Here is a 19904-nt window from a genome sequence, read left to right on the forward strand (position 1 = left end):
CCGGCTCAGCCCTTTGTGGAGCCCAGGTCGGCCAGCGCGTCGCCGTCCAGGCGACGGACCGTCCACTCGTCCAGGGACGTCGAACCCAGGGACTTGTAGAACTCGATCGCGGGCATGTTCCAGTCCAGTACCGACCACTCCAGCCGGGTGTACCCGCGTTCCACGCAGAGTCGGGCGAGGTTCCTCAGCAGGGCCAGGCCGTAGCCGTTTCCGCGTAGTTCGGGGCGGACGTACAGGTCCTCCAGGTGGATGCCGTGCCGACCGGTCCAGGTGGAGTAGTTGCGGAACCACAGGGCGAACCCCGCGGGGGCGGGCGGGCCGTTGCCGCCCGCGTGTTCCGCCACGTGCGCGTAGACGGAGGCGTCCGGTCCGAACAGCGCGGTGTGCAGATCCTCCTCGGTCGAGACGACCGCTTCGGGCTCCTTCTCGTACTCCGCGAGTTCCCGGATCATCTGATGGATCTCGGGAACGTCGTCGGGGCGTGCGGGACGGATCATCGGTCCACCTCGGTCGCGGGTCAAAGCTGCGGTCGTTTCCAGGGTATGTGCTGGACGGGCGGGGTTCGCGGGGACCGGGGACCCGCGTGGCGGTCGTCCCGCGGGAGCCGTCCCGCCGGTCCGCTCAGCGCGGCCGGTGCGCGACCAACCGCTCCACCAGTCCGAGGAGCAGGCGGTCGTGGTGGCCCACCTCGAAGCCGACCTCCTCGGCCACGGCCCGGGGCAGTCTGCGCGGGTGCTTGCGCAGGCGTTCACGCAGCCGGAACGGGAACCGGGTGTACTCGATGTGGTCGACCAGCAGCAGCCGCCCCCCGGGTACCAGTACCCGGTGCATCTCCGCCAGCGCGCGCTCCTGGTCGGGGATGGCGCACAGGGCGAGCACGCACACCACGGTGTCGAAGGAGCGGTCGGAGAAGGACATCTGTTGGGCGTCGCCCTCCACCAGGGAGACCGGACGGCCCTGTTCCTCGGCCCTGTCCCGGGCTCCGGCCAGCATGGCGGGGCTCAGGTCCAGGCCGGTCAGCTTCACCTGGGGCGGGTAGTACTCCAGGTTCCGTCCCGTTCCCACGGCCACCTCCAGGGTGCGCCCCCTGGCGCCGCCGCAGAGCAGAGCGCGGGTCCGCAGGATCGCCGGCGGCTCGTAACGGACCCCGGTGTCGTAGCCGCCCGCCCGGTGCTCCCAGAGCCGACGTGCCTTCTCCGTACGCGCGTCCATGCCTCTCCCCGGGGTCCAGGCCCTGATTCACGGATCACTCCAGACCGTCTGGGTGCCCCTGGGAAATGACTCTGGCGTTGGGAGGCCCTCCGGTCAAGGGCATCGGGCCCCGGCTCGGCGGGCGTCGCCGTGTCGGGGCACGGGCGGGGCCCGGCCCCGCGCTCGCGGAGGAACGCGGGGCCCGGGACGGTCCGACCGGGTGGACCCGGTGTCAGAGGACCTTGGAGAGGAACGCCTGGGTGCGCTCGTGCCGGGGGTTGGAGAGCACCTCGGCGGGCGCCCCCGACTCCACCACGACGCCGTCGTCCATGAAGACCAGCGAGTCGCCGACCTCGCGGGCGAAGCCCATCTCGTGGGTGACCACGACCATGGTCATGCCGCCCCTGGCCAGGTCCTGCATGACGTCCAGGACCTCACCGACCAGTTCCGGGTCCAGGGCGCTGGTGGGCTCGTCGAACAGCATGAGCGACGGCTCCATGGCCAGTGCGCGGGCGATCGCCACGCGCTGCTGTTGGCCGCCGGAGAGCTGTTCGGGGTAGGCGTTCGCCTTGTCCGGCAGCCCGACCCGCTCCAGCATTTCCATGGCACGCTCGGTGGCTCGGGCCCTGGGAACCCGCTTGACCTGGACCGGAGCCTCGATGATGTTGCCGAGCACGGTCAGGTGGGGGAACAGGTTGAAGCGTTGGAAGACCATTCCGATGTCGCTGCGCTGGGCGGCGATCTCGCTGTCGCGCAGCTCGTACAGGCGCCCGCGCTTCTGGCGGTACCCCATCAGCTCGCCGTTGACCCACAGGCGGCCCGCGGTGAGCTTCTCCAGGTGGTTGATACAGCGCAGGAAGGTGGACTTCCCCGACCCCGAGGGGCCGACGACGCACATGACCTCGCCTCGCCGGACCTGCAGGTCGATGCCCTTGAGCACCTCCAGGCGCCCGAAGCTCTTGTGCACGTTCTCGGCCACCACGAGGGCGTCCCCGGGCGCGCCCGCCGCGGTTTCGGGTGCGGCCTGCTCCCCGTGGTCCCTGGTCTTCTCAGCCATCAGTGCGCCCCTCCGGCGATGCTCTCCCGGGCCGTGCCGCGCCCGCTCCGGTTGAACCTGCGTTCGATGAAGTACTGACCGGTCATCAGGACACTGGTGATCGCCAGGTACCACAGGCACGCCGCCACCAGCATCGGGAAGATCTGGTAGCTCCGGGTGCCGATGGCCTGGAGCTGGTAGAACAGCTCGATGGTCACCGGTACGTAGGCGAGCAGCGCCGTGTCCTTGAGCATGGCGATGGTCTCGTTGCCCGTCGGGGGGATGACGACCCGCATCGCCTGCGGCAGGGTGATCCGCCGCATGATCTTGCTCTTGCTCATGCCCAGGGCCTGGGACGCCTCGGTCTGCCCCTTGTCGACCGACTGCAGGCCGGCGCGGATGATCTCCGCCATGTAGGCGCCCTCGGACAGGGACAGGGCCAGCAGACCCGCGGTGTAGCCGGTGAGCAGGGTGCGCGCGTCGATCTCGAAGAAGCGGGCGTCGCCCTCGAGGCCGAGCCACGGCATCCAGTAGTTGTCGAACGGCAGGCCGATGTGGATGGTCGAGTACAGGATGGCGAGGTTGCCGAAGAGCACCGCCAGCACGAGCCGGGGCACGCCGCGGAAGAACCACGTGTACGTCCAGGAGACCGTGACCAGGACGGGGTTCCCGGACAGGCGCATCACCGCGAGGACGATGCCCAGGACGACGCCGATGACCATCGACAGCACGGTCGCGCTCAATGTCACCCACACGCCCCGGACCACCGGTTCCGAGAACATGTTGTCGAGCATGAACGGCCAGTTGAACGCGGGGTTCGTGAACAGCATGTGCACGAACATCGCGGCGAGGACGAGGATGATCCCCGCTGCCACCCACCGTTCGGGGTACCGGACGGGGACGGCTGTGATCGGTGCGGCCGAACGGCCCGGGGTCGGTTCCTTCGGCCCCGGGCCGCCCACCGGTTCGCTCGGTGAGGTCACGTTCAGACTTTCGCTTGGTGTCGGGCGGGAGCGGTCGGAGGAGCTACCCCTCGACGGAGGGGTTCACCTCAGCGGCCTCCATGGCGCCGACCTCGATACCCCACTCGCCGAGGACCTCCTCGTAGGTGCCGTCCTCGATCATGGCGTTGAAGGCGGCGGCGACGGCCTCCGCGAGCTCCTCGTCGTCCTGGTGGGTGAGGATGCCGTAGGGGGCGGCGTCGTACTGGTCGCCGATGAACTCCAGCTGTTCGCCGGTCTGCTGCAGGGCGTACAGCGAGGTCGGCAGGTCCGCCAGGGAGGCGTCGTTCAGGCCGGAGACGACGGTCTCGGTGGCCTGCGGCTGGGTCTGGAACTTCTCGATGGTGATGGCCTCCTCGCCGGCGTCGACGCACTCCTGGCTGCGGGCCTCGATGTCCGCGTCGTGGGTGGTGTTCGACTGCACGGCGATGCGCAGGCCGCAGGCGCTGTCGGGGTCCACGCCCTCGGGGTTGCCCGCCGGGCCGAACCACTGGGTGCCGGAGGAGAAGTAGCTGACCATGTTCACGGCCTCCATCCGGTCCTCGGTGACGGTGAAGGAGGAGGAGCCGAGGTCGTAGGTGCCGGTGTCGACCCCGATGATGATCGAGTCGAAGGTGGTCGGCTCCCAGTCTGCCTCCAGGCCGAGCTTGCCGAGGGCGGCCTCCAGCAGGTCGACGTTGAAGCCGAGGACGGTCTCGCCGTCCTCGTCCAGGTACTCACCGGGCGGGTAGGAGGCCTCGACGCCGATGGTGACGGAGCCGGCCTCGGCGATGTCCTCGGGGACGAGCGCGGCGAGCTCCTCGTCGACCGCCACCTCGGGCGCCTCGGGCGCCGCCGTGTCGTCGGTGGCGTCCTCTCCGCCGCCGCAGGCCGTCAGGGCCAGGACACCGGCCGCGGTGAGGGCGGTGAGGTAGGTCCGGGGCTCGGACAGGGGCTTGCGCAGTGCCATGTGGGGTCTCCTTCTGGGAGCACGGAGTGCCTGTTCAGAGCCGGGTTCAGCGTTGGACGCGGCCTGCCGGTGGCGACATTCAGGACATTATGCTTCATGAAGTGATGCGTCGGTAACGTTCCATCGTGTCGACCCGCGATTTTCCTCTGGTCACCGTTGTGAGAGGATTGCGTAACGGGTCATCCCCGTGAGAGGCGGACGCGCAGTACTCGCATAGGAGTCCGGCGAAGACTTGTCTCCCCCGGCGACACAACCGGTCATGGCCGACCGGCGCCGCGGAGAGCTCCCCTAGCACCCTTACGTCTTCGCGCGCGGTCCGTGGCTAACGCCGACCGTCCCCGTCATGGCCGACGTGGACGAACAGCAGACCGAGGGGTTTGAGTAGTGACCACCTTTTCTTCGCGTACCCAGAACACGTCCAAGCTGGACGAGGACCCGGCTTTCGCCATGCACCGCGGCGGCAAGCTGCACGTGACCTCCTCCGTGGACGTCAGTGACCACGAGGGCCTGTCCCTCGCCTACACCCCCGGCGTCGCCCGCGTCTGCGACGCCATCGCCGAGACCCCCGACCTCGTCGAGACCTACACCTGGAAGAGCAACCTGGTCGCCGTCGTCACCGACGGCACCGCCGTGCTCGGCCTGGGCAACATCGGCCCGGAGGCCTCCCTGCCGGTCATGGAGGGCAAGTCGCTGCTCTTCAAGCAGTTCGGCGACGTCGACTCCGTGCCGATCGCGCTCAACTGCACCGGCGTCGACGAGATCGTCGAGACCGTCGTGCGGATGTCGCCCTCCTTCGGCGGCATCAACCTGGAGGACATCGCGGCCCCGCGCTGCTTCGAGATCGAGGCCAAGCTGCGTGAGCGCCTGGACATCCCGGTCTTCCACGACGACCAGCACGGCACCGCCATCGTGACCGTCGCCGCGCTGCACAACGCCGCCCGCCTCACCGGCCGCACCCTGGCCGATCTGCGCGTCGTCGTCTCCGGAGCGGGCGCCGCGGGCGTCGCCGTCACCAAGATGCTCGTCGACGGCGGTATCGGCGACATCGCCGTGGCCGACTCCAAGGGCATGATCTACGACGGCCGCGAGGGCCTGACCCCGGTCAAGCAGGAGCTGGCCTCGATCAGCAACAAGGCCGGGATCCAGGGCTCCATCGAGAGCGCCCTCAACGGCGCCGACGTGTTCGTCGGGCTCTCCGCGGGCGAGGTCCCCGAATCGGTCGTGGCCACCATGGCCGACGACGCGATCATCTTCGCCATGGCCAACCCCAACCCGGAGGTGCACCCGGACGTCGCCCGCAGGTACGCGAGCGTCGTCGCCACCGGGCGCAGCGACTTCCCGAACCAGATCAACAACGTGCTGGCCTTCCCCGGCGTCTTCCGGGGCGCCTTCGACGTCCAGGCCACCGACATCACCGAGAACATGAAGCTGGCCGCTGCCAAGGCGCTGGCCGAGCTCGTCGGTGACGACCTGAGCGCCGACTACGTCATCCCCAGCTCCTTCGACGAGCGGGTGGTCCCGGCGGTCTCCGCAGCGGTCGCCGCACAGGCCCGCCAGGACGGCGTCGCCCGCCGTTAGGCACGGGCCCCGGGAGCCACAGGCCCGGGCACGACACGAGGGGCCCGGTCCGCGACCGTACGGACCGGGCCCTCACATCAGCTCTGCGGGGGTGCCGAACTCCTCGGTCAGGAGCGCCAGGGCCGCGCGCAGGTCGGCGAGTGCGGCGTCCGGGGTGTCCCCCTCGCCGTGGGCGCCGGTGCCGGGGCGCAGCAGGGCGCGGGCACGCCAGCGGCCGCTCTCGTCCTCCTCGATCGTGTACGGGACCAGCACGGGTTCTTCCTTCTCCTTCGGATGATGCGACCGAGGGGCCCGGAGGACCACGCCCCCGCGCGGTCCTCCGGGCCCCTGCTGCCGGTCAGTCCCTCTTCCGGTCGTCCTCGCCGGTGGCGGCGGACCAGGGGTCGCCTCCGGTGGGCGGCATCGGACGGGCGTCCCGGCGCGACCCGGGCTCCTCGTCCGACGGCCCCTCGTCCGCGCCCTGCGGCCCCCGGGGCCCCTCGTCCGCGCCCTCCGGGCCCTCGCGGTCCTCCCCGTCGTCCTTCTCGGGCGGGCCCCAGCGACTCATGTCGCGGCGGATCACCTCGACGGTGTCGTCGAGGATGCGGCGCAGGTCGTGTGCGGCGGACCCGCCCACCTGCCCGGCGCCGCGGACCATGTCGCGCACCCGCACCGAGAAGTCACGCAGGGCGTGCTCCAGGTCCGGGCGGTCGTCCTTGCCCGCCCCTTCCCCGGACTCCTCGCCGGTGTGCTCGCCCCGTTCGGATTCGTTGCGGCCCCAGGCGGCCCCGAAGGAGCCGAGGCCCTGGGCGAACCGCTCCCACTCGCGGGCCCACATGCCGCTGTCCCCGCAGTCGCGGTCCCGCTGCCGCTCACGGCCCCGGTCGTCGTCGGCGCGCCCGTCCGGCTCCCGCTCCTCGGAGCGCTGCTCTCCTGCGGCCTCGCCGGCCGGGTCGCGGCGGCTCCCGCCCGCGGTGAACTTGAGTTCGTCGCGCAGGGAGCTGATGGTGGCCCGCACGTCCTGCTTGACCGCCCGGGCGATGTCGCGCACCGAGTCGGTGATCTCCTGCTCCAGGTCGTCCAGGTCGCCGCTGCGGGCGCGCAGTTCCGCACGCCCCTTGTCGGTGAGGCTGTAGACCTTGCGGCCGCCCTCCTCGGTGTGCGTGACCAGGCCCTCCTCCTCCAGCCGCGCGAGCCGGGGGTAGATGGTGCCGGGGGAGGGCGAGTACACGCCGAGGAAACGGTCGCGGAGCAGGCTGATGATCTCGTAACCGTGCCGCGGGCTCTCGTCCAGCAGCTTGAGCAGGTAGAGGCGCAGCCTGCCGTGGCCGAAGATGGTACTCATTCAGGCCCCCTCGGGGATCGCGGCCGGAGCCTCGGGCGCGCGTCGCAGCAGTGCGGTCCGGCCGGACACGGTGTTGACACTGATGGAGGCGGGGTCGACGCCCACGCCGATCTTGCCGCTCAGGGCGCTGCGGGCCGGAGCGCTGCGCCGGTCCAGGCCGAAGTCGGAGTCCACCTTCCCGGTGACGGTGCGCAACTCCACGGTGGCGGAGCTCTCCGAGGGGACCCGCAGGGCCACCTCGCCGGAGACCGTGTTCACCCGGACCCGGGCGGAGGGCGCCAGGTCCGTGTCGACCAGCACGTGGCCGGAGGCGGACTTGGCGCGCAGTTCGGACAGGCGGCCGCCGGCCACCGCCAGCTGGCCGCTGGCGCTGTTGAAGCCCAGGGCGCCGCCGGGGGCGCGCACCGAGGCGTTGCCCGAGGCGGTGTTGAGCTCGGTCTCGCCGGAGACGCCGTCCAGGGTGATCTCGCCGGTGGCGGTGCGCACCCGGGTGCGGGAGGTCAGGCCGGCCACCACCACGGGGGCGCTGGCAGTGGTCACCTCGACCGGACAGGCGCGCGGAACCCGCAGGTTGACCGTGGCCCGTCGCGAGGCGATGTTCCTGTACCCGCTCAGCTGGATGGGCTTGAGCCGGTCCAACAGGCCCTGGCCGGTGAGGTCCCGGTAGTGGACGGTGAGGATGCCCGCCTCCTGGGTGACTTCCAGGGGCTCGCCCTCGATGTCGGTGATCTCGAAGGTGACCGGGTCATCCGTGGGGATGATGTTGACCTGGCCGCCGACGATCCGCACCTTCAGGGCGACGATGCCGTCCAGGGTGTGGGTCATCGGACTGTCGATGGTCCATCGTGCCATCGTGAACCCTTTCCGCTCGCTCTCGATGACTTCACGATATGTCTCGTGTCTGCCGAACTCAAGATATGTCGCGGATTTCAGGGTCGGCTCAGGGGTACCTAGGGGCTTCCCCCGGCCGCCGGGGGCGCGGGCCTGCGCTTGAATGGGGACCCAACCTGCGAATACGCACAAAACAGCGAGGAGTACCCCACCGTGCATCCCCCACAGGCCCCCGCCGAGAAGGCGTCCCTGCCCGAGAGCCCGCCCATGCCGCGCGCCCTGCGGTTCCTCCGCGTCCTGTTCAGCCTCACGGCGACCCTCTCCGCCCTGAACTTCCTCTTCGCCGGGCTGGGCGTGTACGCGCTGTTCACGCAACCCGAGGCCTTCGGCGAGCCGGCCCTGACCCCGGCGGAGGAGGTGGGCACCGTCGCCCTCAGCGCCCTGTGGGCGGTCCTGTACGGCACCGCCGCCGTCCTGCTCGGCCGGGGCGGGCGGACCGGACGGCGCTGGGCCCTCGCGGCGATCGGCTGCGACACGGCCCTCGTGCTGGCCGACGCGGTCCTGAACGGGGGCACGGAGCCCTTCCTCTGGGCCGCGATCCTGGGCGCGCTCATTCTGCCCGGACTCTTCCTCCTCCTGCTGCTCGCCAGGTCCAGCCGGGAGTGGTTCCGCGCGACCGCCGTCTGAGGCCCCGGACACACGCGAGGGGCCCGGGTCGGATCGACCCGGGCCCCTCCGGCCGGAAGCACCGCTCAGCGCGGCTCCGTGCGACTACTCCTCGTCCTCGTCGTCCAACCGGGCCAACCAGGTGGCCAGTCGTTCGACCGGTGTCTCGAACTCGGGGTTGATGTCGGTGAACACCCGCAGCTGCTCGGCGAGCCAGGCGAAGCTGACCTCCTCGTCGCCGCGGCGGTTCTCCAACTCCTCGATTCCGCGATCGGTGTAGTACATGCTGTTCCTTCTACGGCCTCACAAGTTCGGCCGGGGCTCAGGGCGTTTGGGAGGCCAGGGGTTCTTCATCCTCGTCGGCGCCTGACGCTCGTTCCTCGCTAGCGGCTTGACTCGTCTTGCAGAACCCTGGCACGCCCTTCGCTTCCCAGTCCTACTCGGCGGGCGGGAACACCGTGTCCACCAGGGCCCGCTGCTCGGCCTCGTGCCGCTTGGCCGAACCGGCCGCGGGCGCGGAGGAGGCCGGACGCGAGATCCGGGTGAACGGGCGGTCGAGCTGCTCGGAGAAGACCAGCGCGACGAAGGGCCACGGCCCCATGTTCGCCGGCTCCTCCTGGACCCACAGGACCTCACCCGCGTTCGGGAAGGCCTTGAGCTGCTCCCGGATCTCCTCGATCGGCAGCGGGTAGAGCCGCTCCGCCCGGATGATCGCGGTGTGCTTGTCACCGCTCTTGCGGCGGGCCGCGTCCAGGTCGTAGTAGATCTTGCCCGAGCAGATGACCACGCGGCGGACCTTCTCCGGCGCGAGCGAGTCGTCCCCGACCAGCGGCTGGAAGTGGCCCGAGGTGAAGTCCTCGGCGGCCGAGGTCGCGGCCTTCAGCCGCAGCAGCGACTTCGGCGTGAACACCACGAGCGGACGCTCGAACGGCGACTTGGCCTGCCACCGCAGGAGGTGGAAGTAGCTCGCCGGGGTGCTCGGCATCGCGACGGTCATGTTCTCCTGAGCGCACTGCTGCAGGAACCGCTCGATACGGGCCGAGGAGTGGTCCGGCCCCTGGCCCTCGTAGCCGTGCGGCAGCAGCATGGTCACGCTGGAGCGCTGGCCCCACTTCTGCTCGCCGGCGCTGATGTACTCGTCGATGATGGTCTGGGCGCCGTTGACGAAGTCGCCGAACTGCGCCTCCCACATCACCAGGGCGTCCGGCCGGGTCAGCGAGTAGCCGTACTCGAAGCCCAGCGCCGCGTACTCGCTGAGCAGCGAGTCGTGCACGTGGAACTTGGTGGTGCCGTTGTCGAACTGCTTGAGCGGCGTGTGGTTCTCACCGGTCTCGCGGTCCATGAGCGTGGCGTGCCGCTGGCCGAAGGTGCCGCGGCGGCTGTCCTGACCGATCAGGCGGACCGGGTGGCCGTCCATCAGCAGCGAACCGAAGGCCAGCAGCTCACCGGTGGCCCAGTCGACGGTGTCGTTCTCGACCATCGACGCGCGGCGGGAGAGCTGGGGCGCCAGCCGCGGGTGCGGCGTGAAGCCCTCGGGCAGCGACACCTGGGTGTCGATGATCCGCTTGACCGTCTCGGTGCTGACCGCCGTCTCGACCTTGGAGTGGTCCAGCCGGGACTCGGTGAAGACCTCGGGCTTGACCACGGCGCCCGCCTCGACCGGCTTCCGCTCGACCTCGCGGGTCTCGGTGAAGGCGCGTTCGAGCTCGGTCTGGTAGTCGCGCAGCGCCGACTCCGCCTCCTCCACCGTGATGTCACCGCGGCCGATGAGGGACTCGGTGAACAGCTTGCGGGTGGAGCGCTTGGCGTCGATGACGTCGTACATCAGCGGCTGGGTGAACGCGGGGTTGTCGCCCTCGTTGTGCCCGCGGCGCCGGTAGCAGACGAGGTCGATGACGACGTCCTTGTTGAAGGTCTGACGGTAGGCGAAGGCCAGGTGCGCGACCCGGACCACGGCCTCGGGGTCGTCCCCGTTGACGTGGAAGATCGGCGCCTGCACCATCCGTGCGACGTCCGTGGCGTACACGCTGGAGCGGCTGTCGGTCGGCGAGGTGGTGAAGCCCACCTGGTTGTTCACGATGACGTGCACCGTGCCGCCGGTCCGGTAGCCGCGCAGCTGCGAAAGGTTCAGGGTCTCGGCGACCACGCCCTGACCGGCGAACGCGGCGTCGCCGTGGATCAGGATGGGCAGGACCGTGAACCCCTGCGGGCCCTTGTCCAGGACGTCCTGCTTGGCGCGGACGATGCCCTCGGCCACCGGGTCCACCGTCTCCAGGTGGGACGGGTTGGCCGCCAGCGTGATCTGGATCTTGTCGCCGTCGGCGGTCTGGAACGTGCCCTCGGTGCCCAGGTGGTACTTGACGTCACCGGAGCCGTGCGCGCTGCGCGGGTCGAGGTTGCCCTCGAACTCACCGAAGATCTGCCCGTAGGACTTGCCGCAGATGTTGGCCAGCACGTTCAGGCGGCCGCGGTGGGCCATGCCGATGACGGCCTCGTCCAGCTCGGCCCTGGCGGCCTTGGAGATCACCCCGTCCAGCAGCGGGATCAGCGACTCGCCGCCCTCCAGGGAGAAGCGCTTCTGACCCACGTACTTGGTCTGCAGGAAGGTCTCGAAGGCCTCCGCGCTGTTGAGTCGGCGCAGGATGTGCAGCTGCTCGTCGCGGTCGAGCTTCTCGTGCTCGCGCTCGACGTGCGCCTGGATCCACTCCCGCTCCTCCGGGCTCTGGATGTGCATGTACTCGATACCCACCGTGCGGCAGTAGGTGTCGCGCAGCACGCCCAGAACGTCGCGAAGCTTCATGACCTGCTTGCCGCCGAAGCCCCCGGTGGGGAACTCGCGGTCCAGGTCCCAGAGGGTCAGGCCGTGCTCCAGCACGTCCAGGTCCGGGTGCTTGCGCTGCTCGTGGTCGAGCGGGTTGGTGTCGGCCATGAGGTGGCCGCGCACGCGGTAGGCGTGGATGAGCTCCTGGACCCGGGTGGTCTTGTCGAGCTGGGTCGCCTTGTTGACGTGGATGTCCTGCACCCAGCGGACCGGCTCGTACGGGATCCGCAGCGAGTTGAAGATCTCGTCGTAGAAACCGTCGTCGCCCAGAAGCAGCTGGTGGATCCGGCGCAGGAACTCGCCCGACTGGGCACCCTGGATGATCCGGTGGTCATACGTCGAGGTGAGCGTCATGACCTTGCTGATGCCGAGCTCGCTCAGGGTGTCCTGGGACGCGCCCTGGAACTCGGCCGGGTACTCCATGGCGCCGACACCGAGGATGGTGCCCTGCCCGGGCATCAGGCGCGGCACGGAGTGCACGGTGCCGATGCCGCCGGGGTTGGTCAGGCTGATCGTGGTGCCCTGGAAGTCCGGAACGCCCAGCTTGTTGTTGCGGGCCTTGCGGACCAGGTCCTCGTAGCCGCCCCAGAACTCGTTGAAGTCCATCTCGTCGGACTTCTTGATGGAGGGCACGACCAGCTGACGGGAGCCGTCGGGCTTCTGCAGGTCGATCGCCAGACCGAAGTTCACGTGTTCGGGCTTGGCGACGCCGGGCTTGCCGTCCAGCTCCGTGTAGGAGTGGTTCATCTCCGGCATGGCCTTGAGGGCCTTGACCATGGCGTAGCCGATGAGGTGGGTGAAGGAGACCTTCCCACCGCGACCGCGCCGGAGATGGTTGTTGATGACGATGCGGTTGTCGAACAGCAGCTTGACCGGCACCGCGCGCACGCTCGTCGCGGTCGGCAGGGTCAGGCTCGACTCCATGTTGGTCGCGGTGCGAGCGGTTGCGCCACGCAGCCGCTCCTCCTTGACCTGGAGTGCATCATCGGTGCTCTTGTTGTCCTTGGCGGCAGCGGCGGGGGCCGCGGCCTTCTTCTTCGGCGCGGGTGCGGCAGGGGCCTTCTCGGTCTGCGCCTTCGCGGCCGCAGTGCCCCCACCCTTCCCGTTGGCCGAGTCCGCGGGCTTGTAGTCCGCGAAGAAGTTCCACCAAGCCTTGTCAACCGAATTCGGGTCGGTGAGGTACTTCTGGTAAAGCTCCTCGACCAACCACTCGTTCGGGCCGAAATCTGTCAGGGGTTGAGACGCCTCAGACGACACGGCGGAGATCGCCCACTTCCGCAGCTCGCTTGTGAATGTGTAGGAAAGACGGGTGGCTGCTGGCAAGGCGGGCTCAAAGAAGCATGTGGTCGCTCCCCGCACAGGGGGAGAATCTGCCCTGGCCAGCACTCGTCGGATACCAGGCTACTTGTACCGGCCTCCCTGACGGGAACTTCGGTGTTGTTGAAACTGGGAGATAGCTAACAATCTTTCACACGAACCTTGTCGCTGCGTGTCCGTGTCTTTGCCTTGCGTGGCCATCGTGTCGCGTTTGCTCATGTTTGACGGGTTTTTTGGCGTGCTTGTGCGTGTCCGGCTCCGGCCGCCTCCGATGTGGCGCGTCACACGTTTCCGGGCGGGGCGGGGGCGCCGCCCGCGGAAGCCGGAGCGGGGCCCCGGGACAGCAACCGACGGTGCCCGCGGGCCGTCCGGCGGTGAAACGCCGGTGATCGGCGGCGGAGGTGCCCGGATCTGTGTGCTCTCCCCGGTTCTCCCACACCGCGACCCCGCCGGTACCTACGATCGCCTGTGCAAACACCGACACACCGGGTGGGGGAGGCGCATGAGGGGGCTCGGGGAACTGGAGGCGGCCATCATGGGTGCCCTGTGGCGCTCGGAGGGGCCGCTGTCCGTACGCGGGGTCCGGGAGAGCATGGTCTACGACCGGGACATCGCCTACACCACCGTCATGACGGTCGCGAACATCCTCTTCCACAAGGGACTGCTGGACCGGGAGAAACACGGTCGCGCCTGGGTCTACTGGCCCAGGGAGAGCCACGCCGAGTACACGGCCCGGGTGATGGGCGAGGTCCTCGAAACCGGTCCCGACCCCGGCGCGACCCTGCTCCGCTTCGTCGAACGCTTCAGCGACGAGGAGATGGCCCGGCTCCACCACGTTTTCCGCCAGGTCCGAGACCGCCGCGGCGCCGGCCGCCCCCGCACCTCACCGACGGCGTAGCGAACGCACGCTCCGCGCGCAGACCGCGGCCAGCGTCGCCGTCAGCGTCAGCGCCGCCACGACCAGCAGCGACCGGCCGGGCCCGATCGCCTCCGCGACCGGCCCGATCGCCACCTGCCCCACCGGCATCGCCACGAACGAGCCCAACGCGTCGTAGGAGTACACCCGCGAGAGCCGTTCCGGCGGGACGTTCTCCTGTACCGAGACCTCCCACGCCACACTGAACTGCTCCACCGCCGCCCCGGCGACGAACATCGCCGCGAACAGCAGCGGCACCACCGGGGAGGGGTCGGCCAGCACGAAGAACGGCAATGTCTGCACGGTGACCAGCGCCGTGCCGTAGAACAGCGCCCGCTGCGGTTGCCACCGGGCCGCCAGCACACCGCCCGCCAGCAGCCCCACGCTGTTGGTCGCCATCAGCAGCCCCCAGACGGTCCGCCCGAACGCGGCGTCGGCGATCCCCGGGCCCAGCACCGAGGTGGCCGCCGACCATCCGGCGTTGACCACCATGAACTGCAACACGATGATCCACACCCACGGCCGCGCCACGAACTCGCTCCACCCCTCCAGCAGGTCGCGCAGCACGCCGTTGCCGCCCGGCACCGCCGTGGACGGCACCCGCAGGAAGAGGAAGGCCGCCCCGGCCGCGGCGAACATCACCGCGTCCGCGCCGATCGCCCACCCCGGCCCCAGGAGCCCCACGGCCACGCCGCCCGCCGACATCCCGGCGAACATCCCCAGTTGTTTGGCGATCCCCGCCAGGGCGTTGGCCTGGCGCAGCAGGGCGTGCGGCACGGTCTGCGGGGTCAGCGCCGTCACGGCGGGCAGGTTGGCGGCGGCCGCGGCCCCGTTCAGCAGACTCAGCGCGACCATCAGCGCCAACGAGGCCGTACCGGTGAGCAGGGACAGAGCCAGCAGCCCCTGGGAGAGCGCCGCGAGCATGCAGGCTCCCCGGATCACCAGGGTGCGCGGCAGCCGGTCGGCGAGGACCCCGCCCAGCAGCAGGAGGGACACGTTGGCGGCCGAGCGCGCGCCCACCACCAGCCCCACCTGGGCCAGGGATCCGGTCACGTCCAGTACCGCGAAGGCCAGGGCCACCGAAGCCATACCGTTGCCGAAGAGCATCAGGACCCGGCCCGCGACCAGGGCCCGGAAGGGCCGGTACGCCAGTGGCGCGGTGATACCGGGGCCGGAGCCCCTCGTCTGTGTCATCTCGGATCCGTCCCCGCGGTCAGCCTGCCGACCGGAGCACTGTCTCCGAACGCGGAGGCGGGGGCAATCCCTTTTCCGGGGCGCCGCGCGACCCGGCGCCGGGCCGCGCCGTCAGTCCGGGACCCGGCGCCGGGGGAGTGCTTTTACCCCAGGACCCAGCGCTGGGAGGTGCTTTTAACCCAGGACCCAGCTGCGGCCCTCCGCGGCCAGCTTCTCCACCAGGGTGGCGCTGTCGTGCTCCTTGGCGAACAGGTGCTCGGGGCGGCTGATCGGCACGATCCACAGCCACCGCACCGGGTCGCCCTGGAAGGTCAGTCCGGAGGTGTCCGGCGGTGTCCGGGAGGGGTCGTCCACCAGGGCCCCGGGGTCCTCCAGCAGCAGGACCGCGCCCGCGCCCCGGCGCATCGCCCGGTCCTCGGGGTTGTCCAGCCACTTGACCGTGTGCCCGGCCCCGAACCAGGTGACCGCCCGCCACGGAAACGCCCCGATCCACCGGAAGATCCGCGCGGCGTGGTGCGCGGGCAGCGTGGTGGCCAGAGCCAGCTCCACCCGGGCGTACCCCGAGGTGTCGGCCATGTACCGGTCCAGGGTGGGCATCCGCTGCCCGCACATGCCCACCGTGGACAGGACGGTGAACGGCCGCTCCTGCGAGGGCGGGCGCTCCGAGACCCGCAGCAGCGGCGGGTGCCCGTCCGAGACGTCCCAGTAGTGTCCGGCCTCGCCCACCCGGCGGTTCAGATGGCTCAGAACCGTCCGCTGCACGCTGCGCCAGGCGCCCGAGGCCCGCCGCCAGTCCCAGTACGCCTCGGCGTGCACCACCCGCGGCCACAGCTGGTTCCGCACCGAGTCCAGTTCCCAGGCGTAGGCACTGCGTCCGATCGCCTCCCGGGCGTACCCCGGCAGGCCGCTGTCGGCCTCCGCCCAGCCCGGTATAACCGCGAGCAGGCCCTCCTCGTCCACGAGGGCCACCCCGTCGCCCTCCTCGAACCACACCGCGCGCAGCGTGGCCGGGTCGAAGCGGGGGCGCCCCTGCGGGTGCTTGGTGTAGGCCTCCGGCATCAGCGGTGCCCGGCCCTGGTAGAGACCGCTCGAATCGCTCTCCAGGGGTGCGATCTCGTGGTTGGCCAGCCACACCGGGACCCGGATGCGCTCACGGGCGTCCAGCAGGTAGGCGGCCGTGGTGTGGGAGTCGCACTCGACGACGACACGACGGCTCTGATAAGGACTGATCTCGTCGAGCAGGACGTCGATCTCGGTCACCGGCCCTCCCAGGCACCGACGGGCTCTCGTGTTGTCGTGGCTGCCGCCGGGGCGGACCTGCCCGGGCTGTCCCCACATTAAGTAGAATCGACGCTAGTGCCCTGACAGGCGGAGCAGCACCGCGGTCGCGTATAGGTCGTATAACGACCCGCGACACCACATCCCTCCCGCACCGGGCGCAGTCCACCGACTCCACTCCTTACGGATTCTTATGCCCGCCGAGCTCACATTCGTCGCACCCCGTCGCGCCAAGCCGCCCCGGCACCTGGCCGACCTCAGCCCCGAAGAGCGGCAGGAGGTCGTCAGGGAGCTGGGCGAGAAACCCTTCCGGGCCAAGCAGATCGCCAAGCACTACTACGGCGGGCTGGAGTCGGACACCGCCAAGATGACCGACCTCCCGGAGGCCTCCAGGGAGAAGCTCGGCGAGGCGCTGCTGCCCACCCTGCTCACCCCGGTCCGGCACATCACCTGTGACAATGGGATGACCCGCAAGACCCTCTGGAAGGCCTTCGACGGGGTCATGTTCGAGTCGGTGCTGATGCGCTACCCGGACCGCGTCACCCTGTGCATCTCCTCCCAGGCCGGATGCGGCATGAACTGCCCGTTCTGCGCCACCGGCCAGGCGGGCCTGACCCGCAACCTGTCCACCGGCGAGATCGTCGAGCAGGTGGTCGCCAGCGCCCGCGACCTCGACCGCGGCGAGGTCGCCGGCGGCCCGGGCCGGATCAGCAACATCGTGTTCATGGGCATGGGCGAGCCCATGGCCAACTACAAGCGGGTGCTGCAGACCGTCCGCCAGATCACCGACCCGGTCCCGGGCGGCATGGGCATCTCCCAGCGCGGCGTGACCGTCTCCACGGTCGGCCTGGTCCCGGCGATCAACAAACTCATCGACGAGAGGATGCAGGTCCGCCTCGCGATCTCGCTGCACGCCCCGGACGACGAGCTCCGGGACGAGCTGGTGCCGATCAACACCCGGTGGAAGGTCCAGGAGGTCCTGGACGCCGCCTGGCGCTACGCCGGGACCACCGGCCGCCGCGTCTCCATCGAGTACGCGCTGATCAAGGACATCAACGACCAGGCCTGGCGGGCCGACCTGCTGGGCAAGCTCCTCAAGGGCCACCTGGTGCACGTCAACCTCATCCCGCTCAACCCCACCCCGGGGTCGAAGTGGACGGCCTCGCGTCCGGAGGACGAGCGCGAGTTCGTGCGGCGGCTCCAGTCCCACGGTGTGTCGGTGACCGTCCGCGACACCCGCGGCCAGGAGATCGACGGCGCCTGCGGACAGCTCGCCGCCGCCGAGAAGTAGTCCGAGGTGGTCGAGACCGCCCTGGCCTTCGTGGTGGCCACCGCGGCAGGGCTGGTCCCGCTCATCAACATCGAGGTCTACCTGCTGGGCGCCGCCGCCCTCAACGGTGACGGCGCCCTCGTGGCGATGGCCGTGGCCGCGGCTGCGGGGCAGACGCTCGGCAAGATCCCCTACTACTACGTGGGGTACGGGACGATCACCGCGCCCTGGCTCAGGCGGAAGGCCGCCACCCCGGGCAGGTGGGCCGAGCGGACCGCCCGCTGGCGGGCGAAGGCCGAGGAGCGCCCCGCCTGGGGCGCGGGCCTGCTCGCCCTCAGCTCCTTCGCGAGCGTGCCGCCGTTCATGGTGGTGGCCGTCCTGGCGGGGGTCCTGCGGATGAACATCGTGCTGTTCTGCGCGGTCACCTTCGTCACCCGCACCGCGCGCTTCCTCGTCCTGGTCCTGGCCCCCGGCTGGGCGATGGACGTCCTGCCCCTCTGAGCCCTACCCGTCGGACCGGGCGGGCCGGACTTCGGTGCCGCCCACCAACCGGACCAACAGCGACCGCAGATCGCGGATGTGCGCCGCGGCGTCGAACCCGGGTTCGGTGGCGGCGCGCAGGAAGAGCGCGCCGACAAGCGTCTGGATCCAGGTCGCGGTGGCCTCCGGGCTCAGGACCGGATCGGCCCGGCCCTCCCGGGCGGCCCGGGACACCAGGTGGGTGAGGGTTTCGAGTTCGCAGCTGCTGTCGGCCTCCAGCACCTCGGCCAGTTCGGGATCCCGCTGGGCCTGCCGTAGCCCCTCCATCACCAGTCCCGCGGCCACGGGGCTCGCCGACGGCGCGGCGAGGTGCTCCACCAGTTCCAGGAGGGCCGTCCACGGATCGTCGTGGGCGCGTGCGGCGGCGATCCGCTCGGCGCTGCCACCCCCCTCGTCGGTCAGGAGGGCGACGAAGATCGCGCGCTTGTTCGGGAAGTAGTGGAACAGCGCACCCGAACTGATCCCGGCGGCCCGGCGGATCTCGGTGGTCGAGGTCCCGTCCAGGCCCCGGGCGGCGAACAACGGGGCGGCCGCGTTCATGACGTTGCGGCGTTTGGCCCGGTACTGGGCGGGGTCGACCTTGCGCACGACTCACCTTTCTACCACCGGGCGGCCGTCACGGTAGACCGCGGCCACGTCGCGGATCGCGGCGATGTCGGCCAGCGGGTCGCCGGTGACGGCCACCAGGTCGGCGGCGCGGCCCACCTCGATCGCGCCGACCAGGTCGGTTCCCAGCACCCGGGCGGCCTCGCTGGTCGCCGCCCTCAGCGCCGCCTGCGGGCCCAGCCCGCTGCCGGCCAGCAGTTCCAGCTCCCGGTGCAGGCCGGCGCCGAAGGGGACCCCGGGCACGGCCGCGTCGCTTCCGGCCACGATCCGGCCGCCGGCGGCGTGCAACTCCTCCAGCCGGTCCCTGAGCAGACGGTGCTGGTCCGGGTCGGTGTTCACCTCGGTGACGGCCAGCGTCGGCGTGAGAGCGACGTCGCGCTCGACCAGCTCGGCCAACAGGTCCTCGGGCCAGCCGTCGAGGACGCCCCGGGCCTCCAGGTGCTCGACCCCGTCCACCCCGGCGGCCAGGACGTCGGCCAGGTCCTGCTCGGAGCCCCAGTGCGCGGTGACGGAGAGCCCGTGTCCGTGCGCCTCGGCCACGATGGCGCCGAGCACCCCGGCGGGAAGGGGGTCCATCTCCATGCGGGCGGGGTCCCCCCGCTCCTGCACCACCTTGACGAGGTCCACCGGAGCGCTGCCGGTGGCGAGCTCGCGCACGGCACGGCGGGCCTCCTCGGCGGTGGCGGGCAGGCGGACGGTGTCGGAGCCGGCCGCCACCCCGAAGGTGACGACGGGGTGGCCGCCGCGGGTGGTGAACAGGGGGCCCGAGGTGTACAGGCGGGGCCCCTCCAGTTCTCCGGCGCGGAGCAGCTCCCGCATCTCCACGATCCAGGCGTGCTCGTCGCCCAGGCAGCGCACCGTCGTCACGCCGTGTTCGAGCAGGGCCCGGCGCGCGGTGGGCGCGTGGCGCACCGCCTCGTAGACCAGCCCCGGCATGTCGGCCGGTCCCAACCCCTCCCCGGGTTCCTGCTGCGGGAAGCCCATGTGCACGTGGAGGTCGATGAGACCGGGCAGGAGCGTGTGGCCGCTCAGGTCCACGGACACGGTGCCCGCTGGAAGCGTCAGGGCGCCGTCGTCGGCGATCTCGGTGATGACGCCGTCGGAGACCAGCACCGTGGTGCCCGCACGCGGTTCCAGGCCCTCCCCGGTGAGTACCGTGGCGCCGGTCAGGGCGAGGCGGCCCCGGTGCGGGCCCTCCCGCGGGCGGTACAGGGTGGCGAGGTAGTGGCCCACGCCTCCGGCTCCGGCGAGGATCCCCAGTCCGCCCAGCACCAGCAGCCCGCGCAGGAACCGCCTCCGGGTGCTCTTCCCGGGGCGCCGGGGGTGTTTCTCCGTCCTGCCGTCCGTTTCGCCCATCGACCCTCCAGGGGCTCGCGATTTAATAGA

19 protein-coding genes are annotated in these 19904 nt (G+C 70.6%); 5 read left to right on the forward strand and 14 right to left on the reverse strand.

Translation table 11 applies throughout. The annotated features are described in order from the left end of the window. Positions 1-5: 5 nt before the first annotated feature. The 5 genes from AC0VYD_RS05340 to AC0VYD_RS05360 form a co-directional block, all read right to left on the reverse strand. On the reverse strand, positions 6-497 hold the full coding sequence (locus AC0VYD_RS05340; RefSeq protein WP_475478847.1) for an N-acetyltransferase family protein: 492 nt from the start codon (positions 495-497) through the stop codon (positions 6-8). Positions 498-621: 124 nt separating this feature from the next. Further along, positions 622-1212 carry a class I SAM-dependent methyltransferase gene (locus AC0VYD_RS05345; RefSeq protein WP_475478848.1) on the reverse strand — a complete coding sequence of 197 codons (591 nt, stop codon included), beginning with the start codon at positions 1210-1212 and terminating at the stop codon, positions 622-624. A gap of 211 nt (positions 1213-1423) precedes the next feature. Beyond that, a complete protein-coding gene (locus tag AC0VYD_RS05350) occupies positions 1424-2248 on the reverse strand; it encodes an amino acid ABC transporter ATP-binding protein (RefSeq protein ID WP_475478849.1) in 825 nt (274 codons plus the stop codon). Next, positions 2248-3210, reverse strand: coding sequence for an amino acid ABC transporter permease (locus tag AC0VYD_RS05355; RefSeq protein ID WP_475478850.1), 963 nt, complete (start codon positions 3208-3210; stop codon positions 2248-2250). The genes AC0VYD_RS05350 and AC0VYD_RS05355 overlap by 1 nt, the downstream gene beginning before the upstream one ends. Before the next feature lie 43 nt (positions 3211-3253). Continuing rightward, entirely contained in the window at positions 3254-4177 is a 924-nt protein-coding gene (locus AC0VYD_RS05360; protein ID WP_475478851.1) for a transporter substrate-binding domain-containing protein, read from the reverse strand. A 384-nt stretch (positions 4178-4561) separates the two neighbouring features. On the opposite strand from AC0VYD_RS05360, the gene AC0VYD_RS05365 reads away from it, so the two are divergent. After that, the gene (locus tag AC0VYD_RS05365; RefSeq protein ID WP_475478852.1) at positions 4562-5755 is read left to right on the forward strand and encodes an NAD(P)-dependent malic enzyme; all 1194 of its coding nucleotides are present in this window, start codon (positions 4562-4564) and stop codon (positions 5753-5755) included. 72 nt (positions 5756-5827) lie between these two features. Here AC0VYD_RS05365 and AC0VYD_RS05370 read toward each other — a convergent pair whose 3' ends face one another. From AC0VYD_RS05370 to AC0VYD_RS05380, 3 genes are all read right to left on the reverse strand, one after another. Further along, positions 5828-6007, reverse strand: a complete 180-nt coding sequence (locus tag AC0VYD_RS05370; RefSeq protein ID WP_475478853.1) for a hypothetical protein — start codon at positions 6005-6007, stop codon at positions 5828-5830. An 85-nt stretch (positions 6008-6092) separates the two neighbouring features. Next, on the reverse strand, positions 6093-7079 hold the full coding sequence (locus AC0VYD_RS05375) for a PadR family transcriptional regulator (RefSeq protein WP_475478854.1): 987 nt from the start codon (positions 7077-7079) through the stop codon (positions 6093-6095). Further along, positions 7080-7931, reverse strand: coding sequence for a DUF4097 family beta strand repeat-containing protein (locus AC0VYD_RS05380; RefSeq protein ID WP_475478855.1), 852 nt, complete (start codon positions 7929-7931; stop codon positions 7080-7082). Between the two features lie 192 nt (positions 7932-8123). Here AC0VYD_RS05380 and AC0VYD_RS05385 point away from each other — a divergent pair, with 192 nt between their 5' ends. After that, on the forward strand, positions 8124-8597 hold the full coding sequence (locus AC0VYD_RS05385; protein ID WP_475478856.1) for a hypothetical protein: 474 nt from the start codon (positions 8124-8126) through the stop codon (positions 8595-8597). An 84-nt stretch (positions 8598-8681) separates the two neighbouring features. On the opposite strand, the gene AC0VYD_RS05390 is transcribed toward AC0VYD_RS05385, so the two are convergent. Next, a complete protein-coding gene (locus AC0VYD_RS05390) occupies positions 8682-8861 on the reverse strand; it encodes a DUF6104 family protein (protein WP_191268298.1) in 180 nt (59 codons plus the stop codon). Between the two features lie 151 nt (positions 8862-9012). Beyond that, the gene (locus tag AC0VYD_RS05395) at positions 9013-12654 is read right to left on the reverse strand and encodes a multifunctional oxoglutarate decarboxylase/oxoglutarate dehydrogenase thiamine pyrophosphate-binding subunit/dihydrolipoyllysine-residue succinyltransferase subunit (protein WP_475478857.1); all 3642 of its coding nucleotides are present in this window, start codon (positions 12652-12654) and stop codon (positions 9013-9015) included. A gap of 562 nt (positions 12655-13216) precedes the next feature. Between AC0VYD_RS05395 and AC0VYD_RS05400 the strand changes: the two genes are divergently transcribed. Beyond that, positions 13217-13612 carry a BlaI/MecI/CopY family transcriptional regulator gene (locus AC0VYD_RS05400; protein ID WP_475478858.1) on the forward strand — a complete coding sequence of 132 codons (396 nt, stop codon included), beginning with the start codon at positions 13217-13219 and terminating at the stop codon, positions 13610-13612. Here AC0VYD_RS05400 and AC0VYD_RS05405 read toward each other — a convergent pair. Together AC0VYD_RS05405 and AC0VYD_RS05410 are read right to left on the reverse strand one after the other, a co-directional pair. Beyond that, on the reverse strand, positions 13598-14824 hold the full coding sequence (locus AC0VYD_RS05405; RefSeq protein WP_475478859.1) for an MFS transporter: 1227 nt from the start codon (positions 14822-14824) through the stop codon (positions 13598-13600). The two genes, AC0VYD_RS05400 and AC0VYD_RS05405, sit on opposite strands and share 15 nt — an antisense overlap. Positions 14825-14998: 174 nt before the next feature. Beyond that, positions 14999-16084: a suppressor of fused domain protein gene (locus tag AC0VYD_RS05410; protein ID WP_475478860.1), complete on the reverse strand. Its 1086-nt coding sequence runs from the start codon at positions 16082-16084 to the stop codon at positions 14999-15001. A 211-nt stretch (positions 16085-16295) separates the two neighbouring features. Between AC0VYD_RS05410 and rlmN the strand changes: the two genes are divergently transcribed. Together rlmN and AC0VYD_RS05420 are read left to right on the forward strand one after the other, a co-directional pair. Continuing rightward, positions 16296-17393, forward strand: coding sequence for a dual-specificity RNA methyltransferase RlmN (gene rlmN / locus AC0VYD_RS05415; RefSeq protein WP_191268293.1), 1098 nt, complete (start codon positions 16296-16298; stop codon positions 17391-17393). 6 nt (positions 17394-17399) lie between these two features. Further along, positions 17400-17873 (forward strand): hypothetical protein, encoded by a 474-nt coding sequence (locus AC0VYD_RS05420; protein ID WP_475478861.1) that lies wholly within the window; start codon positions 17400-17402, stop codon positions 17871-17873. Positions 17874-17876: 3 nt separating this feature from the next. On the opposite strand, the gene AC0VYD_RS05425 is transcribed toward AC0VYD_RS05420, so the two are convergent. Further along, positions 17877-18500 carry a TetR/AcrR family transcriptional regulator gene (locus tag AC0VYD_RS05425; protein WP_475478862.1) on the reverse strand — a complete coding sequence of 208 codons (624 nt, stop codon included), beginning with the start codon at positions 18498-18500 and terminating at the stop codon, positions 17877-17879. A gap of 3 nt (positions 18501-18503) precedes the next feature. After that, positions 18504-19874 (reverse strand): amidohydrolase family protein, encoded by a 1371-nt coding sequence (locus AC0VYD_RS05430; protein WP_475478863.1) that lies wholly within the window; start codon positions 19872-19874, stop codon positions 18504-18506. Positions 19875-19904: the final 30 nt, after the last annotated feature.

The organism is Nocardiopsis sp. iso_40, assembly GCF_056173285.1.

Bases quoted from the DNA above. Each gene is read 5' to 3' on its own strand.
- AC0VYD_RS05345 (WP_475478848.1), bottom strand. From the start codon at position 1,212: ATGGACGCGCGTACGGAGAAGGCACGTCGGCTCTGGGAGCACCGGGCG.
- rlmN (WP_191268293.1), top strand. From the start codon at position 16,296: ATGCCCGCCGAGCTCACATTCGTCGCACCCCGTCGCGCCAAGCCGCCC.
- AC0VYD_RS05405 (WP_475478859.1), bottom strand. From the start codon at position 14,824: ATGACACAGACGAGGGGCTCCGGCCCCGGTATCACCGCGCCACTGGCG.
- AC0VYD_RS05350 (WP_475478849.1), bottom strand. From the start codon at position 2,248: ATGGCTGAGAAGACCAGGGACCACGGGGAGCAGGCCGCACCCGAAACC.
- AC0VYD_RS05380 (WP_475478855.1), bottom strand. From the start codon at position 7,931: ATGGCACGATGGACCATCGACAGTCCGATGACCCACACCCTGGACGGC.
- AC0VYD_RS05375 (WP_475478854.1), bottom strand. From the start codon at position 7,079: ATGAGTACCATCTTCGGCCACGGCAGGCTGCGCCTCTACCTGCTCAAG.
- AC0VYD_RS05400 (WP_475478858.1), top strand. From the start codon at position 13,217: ATGAGGGGGCTCGGGGAACTGGAGGCGGCCATCATGGGTGCCCTGTGG.
- AC0VYD_RS05430 (WP_475478863.1), bottom strand. From the start codon at position 19,874: ATGGGCGAAACGGACGGCAGGACGGAGAAACACCCCCGGCGCCCCGGG.
- AC0VYD_RS05390 (WP_191268298.1), bottom strand. From the start codon at position 8,861: ATGTACTACACCGATCGCGGAATCGAGGAGTTGGAGAACCGCCGCGGC.
- AC0VYD_RS05340 (WP_475478847.1), bottom strand. From the start codon at position 497: ATGATCCGTCCCGCACGCCCCGACGACGTTCCCGAGATCCATCAGATG.
- AC0VYD_RS05360 (WP_475478851.1), bottom strand. From the start codon at position 4,177: ATGGCACTGCGCAAGCCCCTGTCCGAGCCCCGGACCTACCTCACCGCC.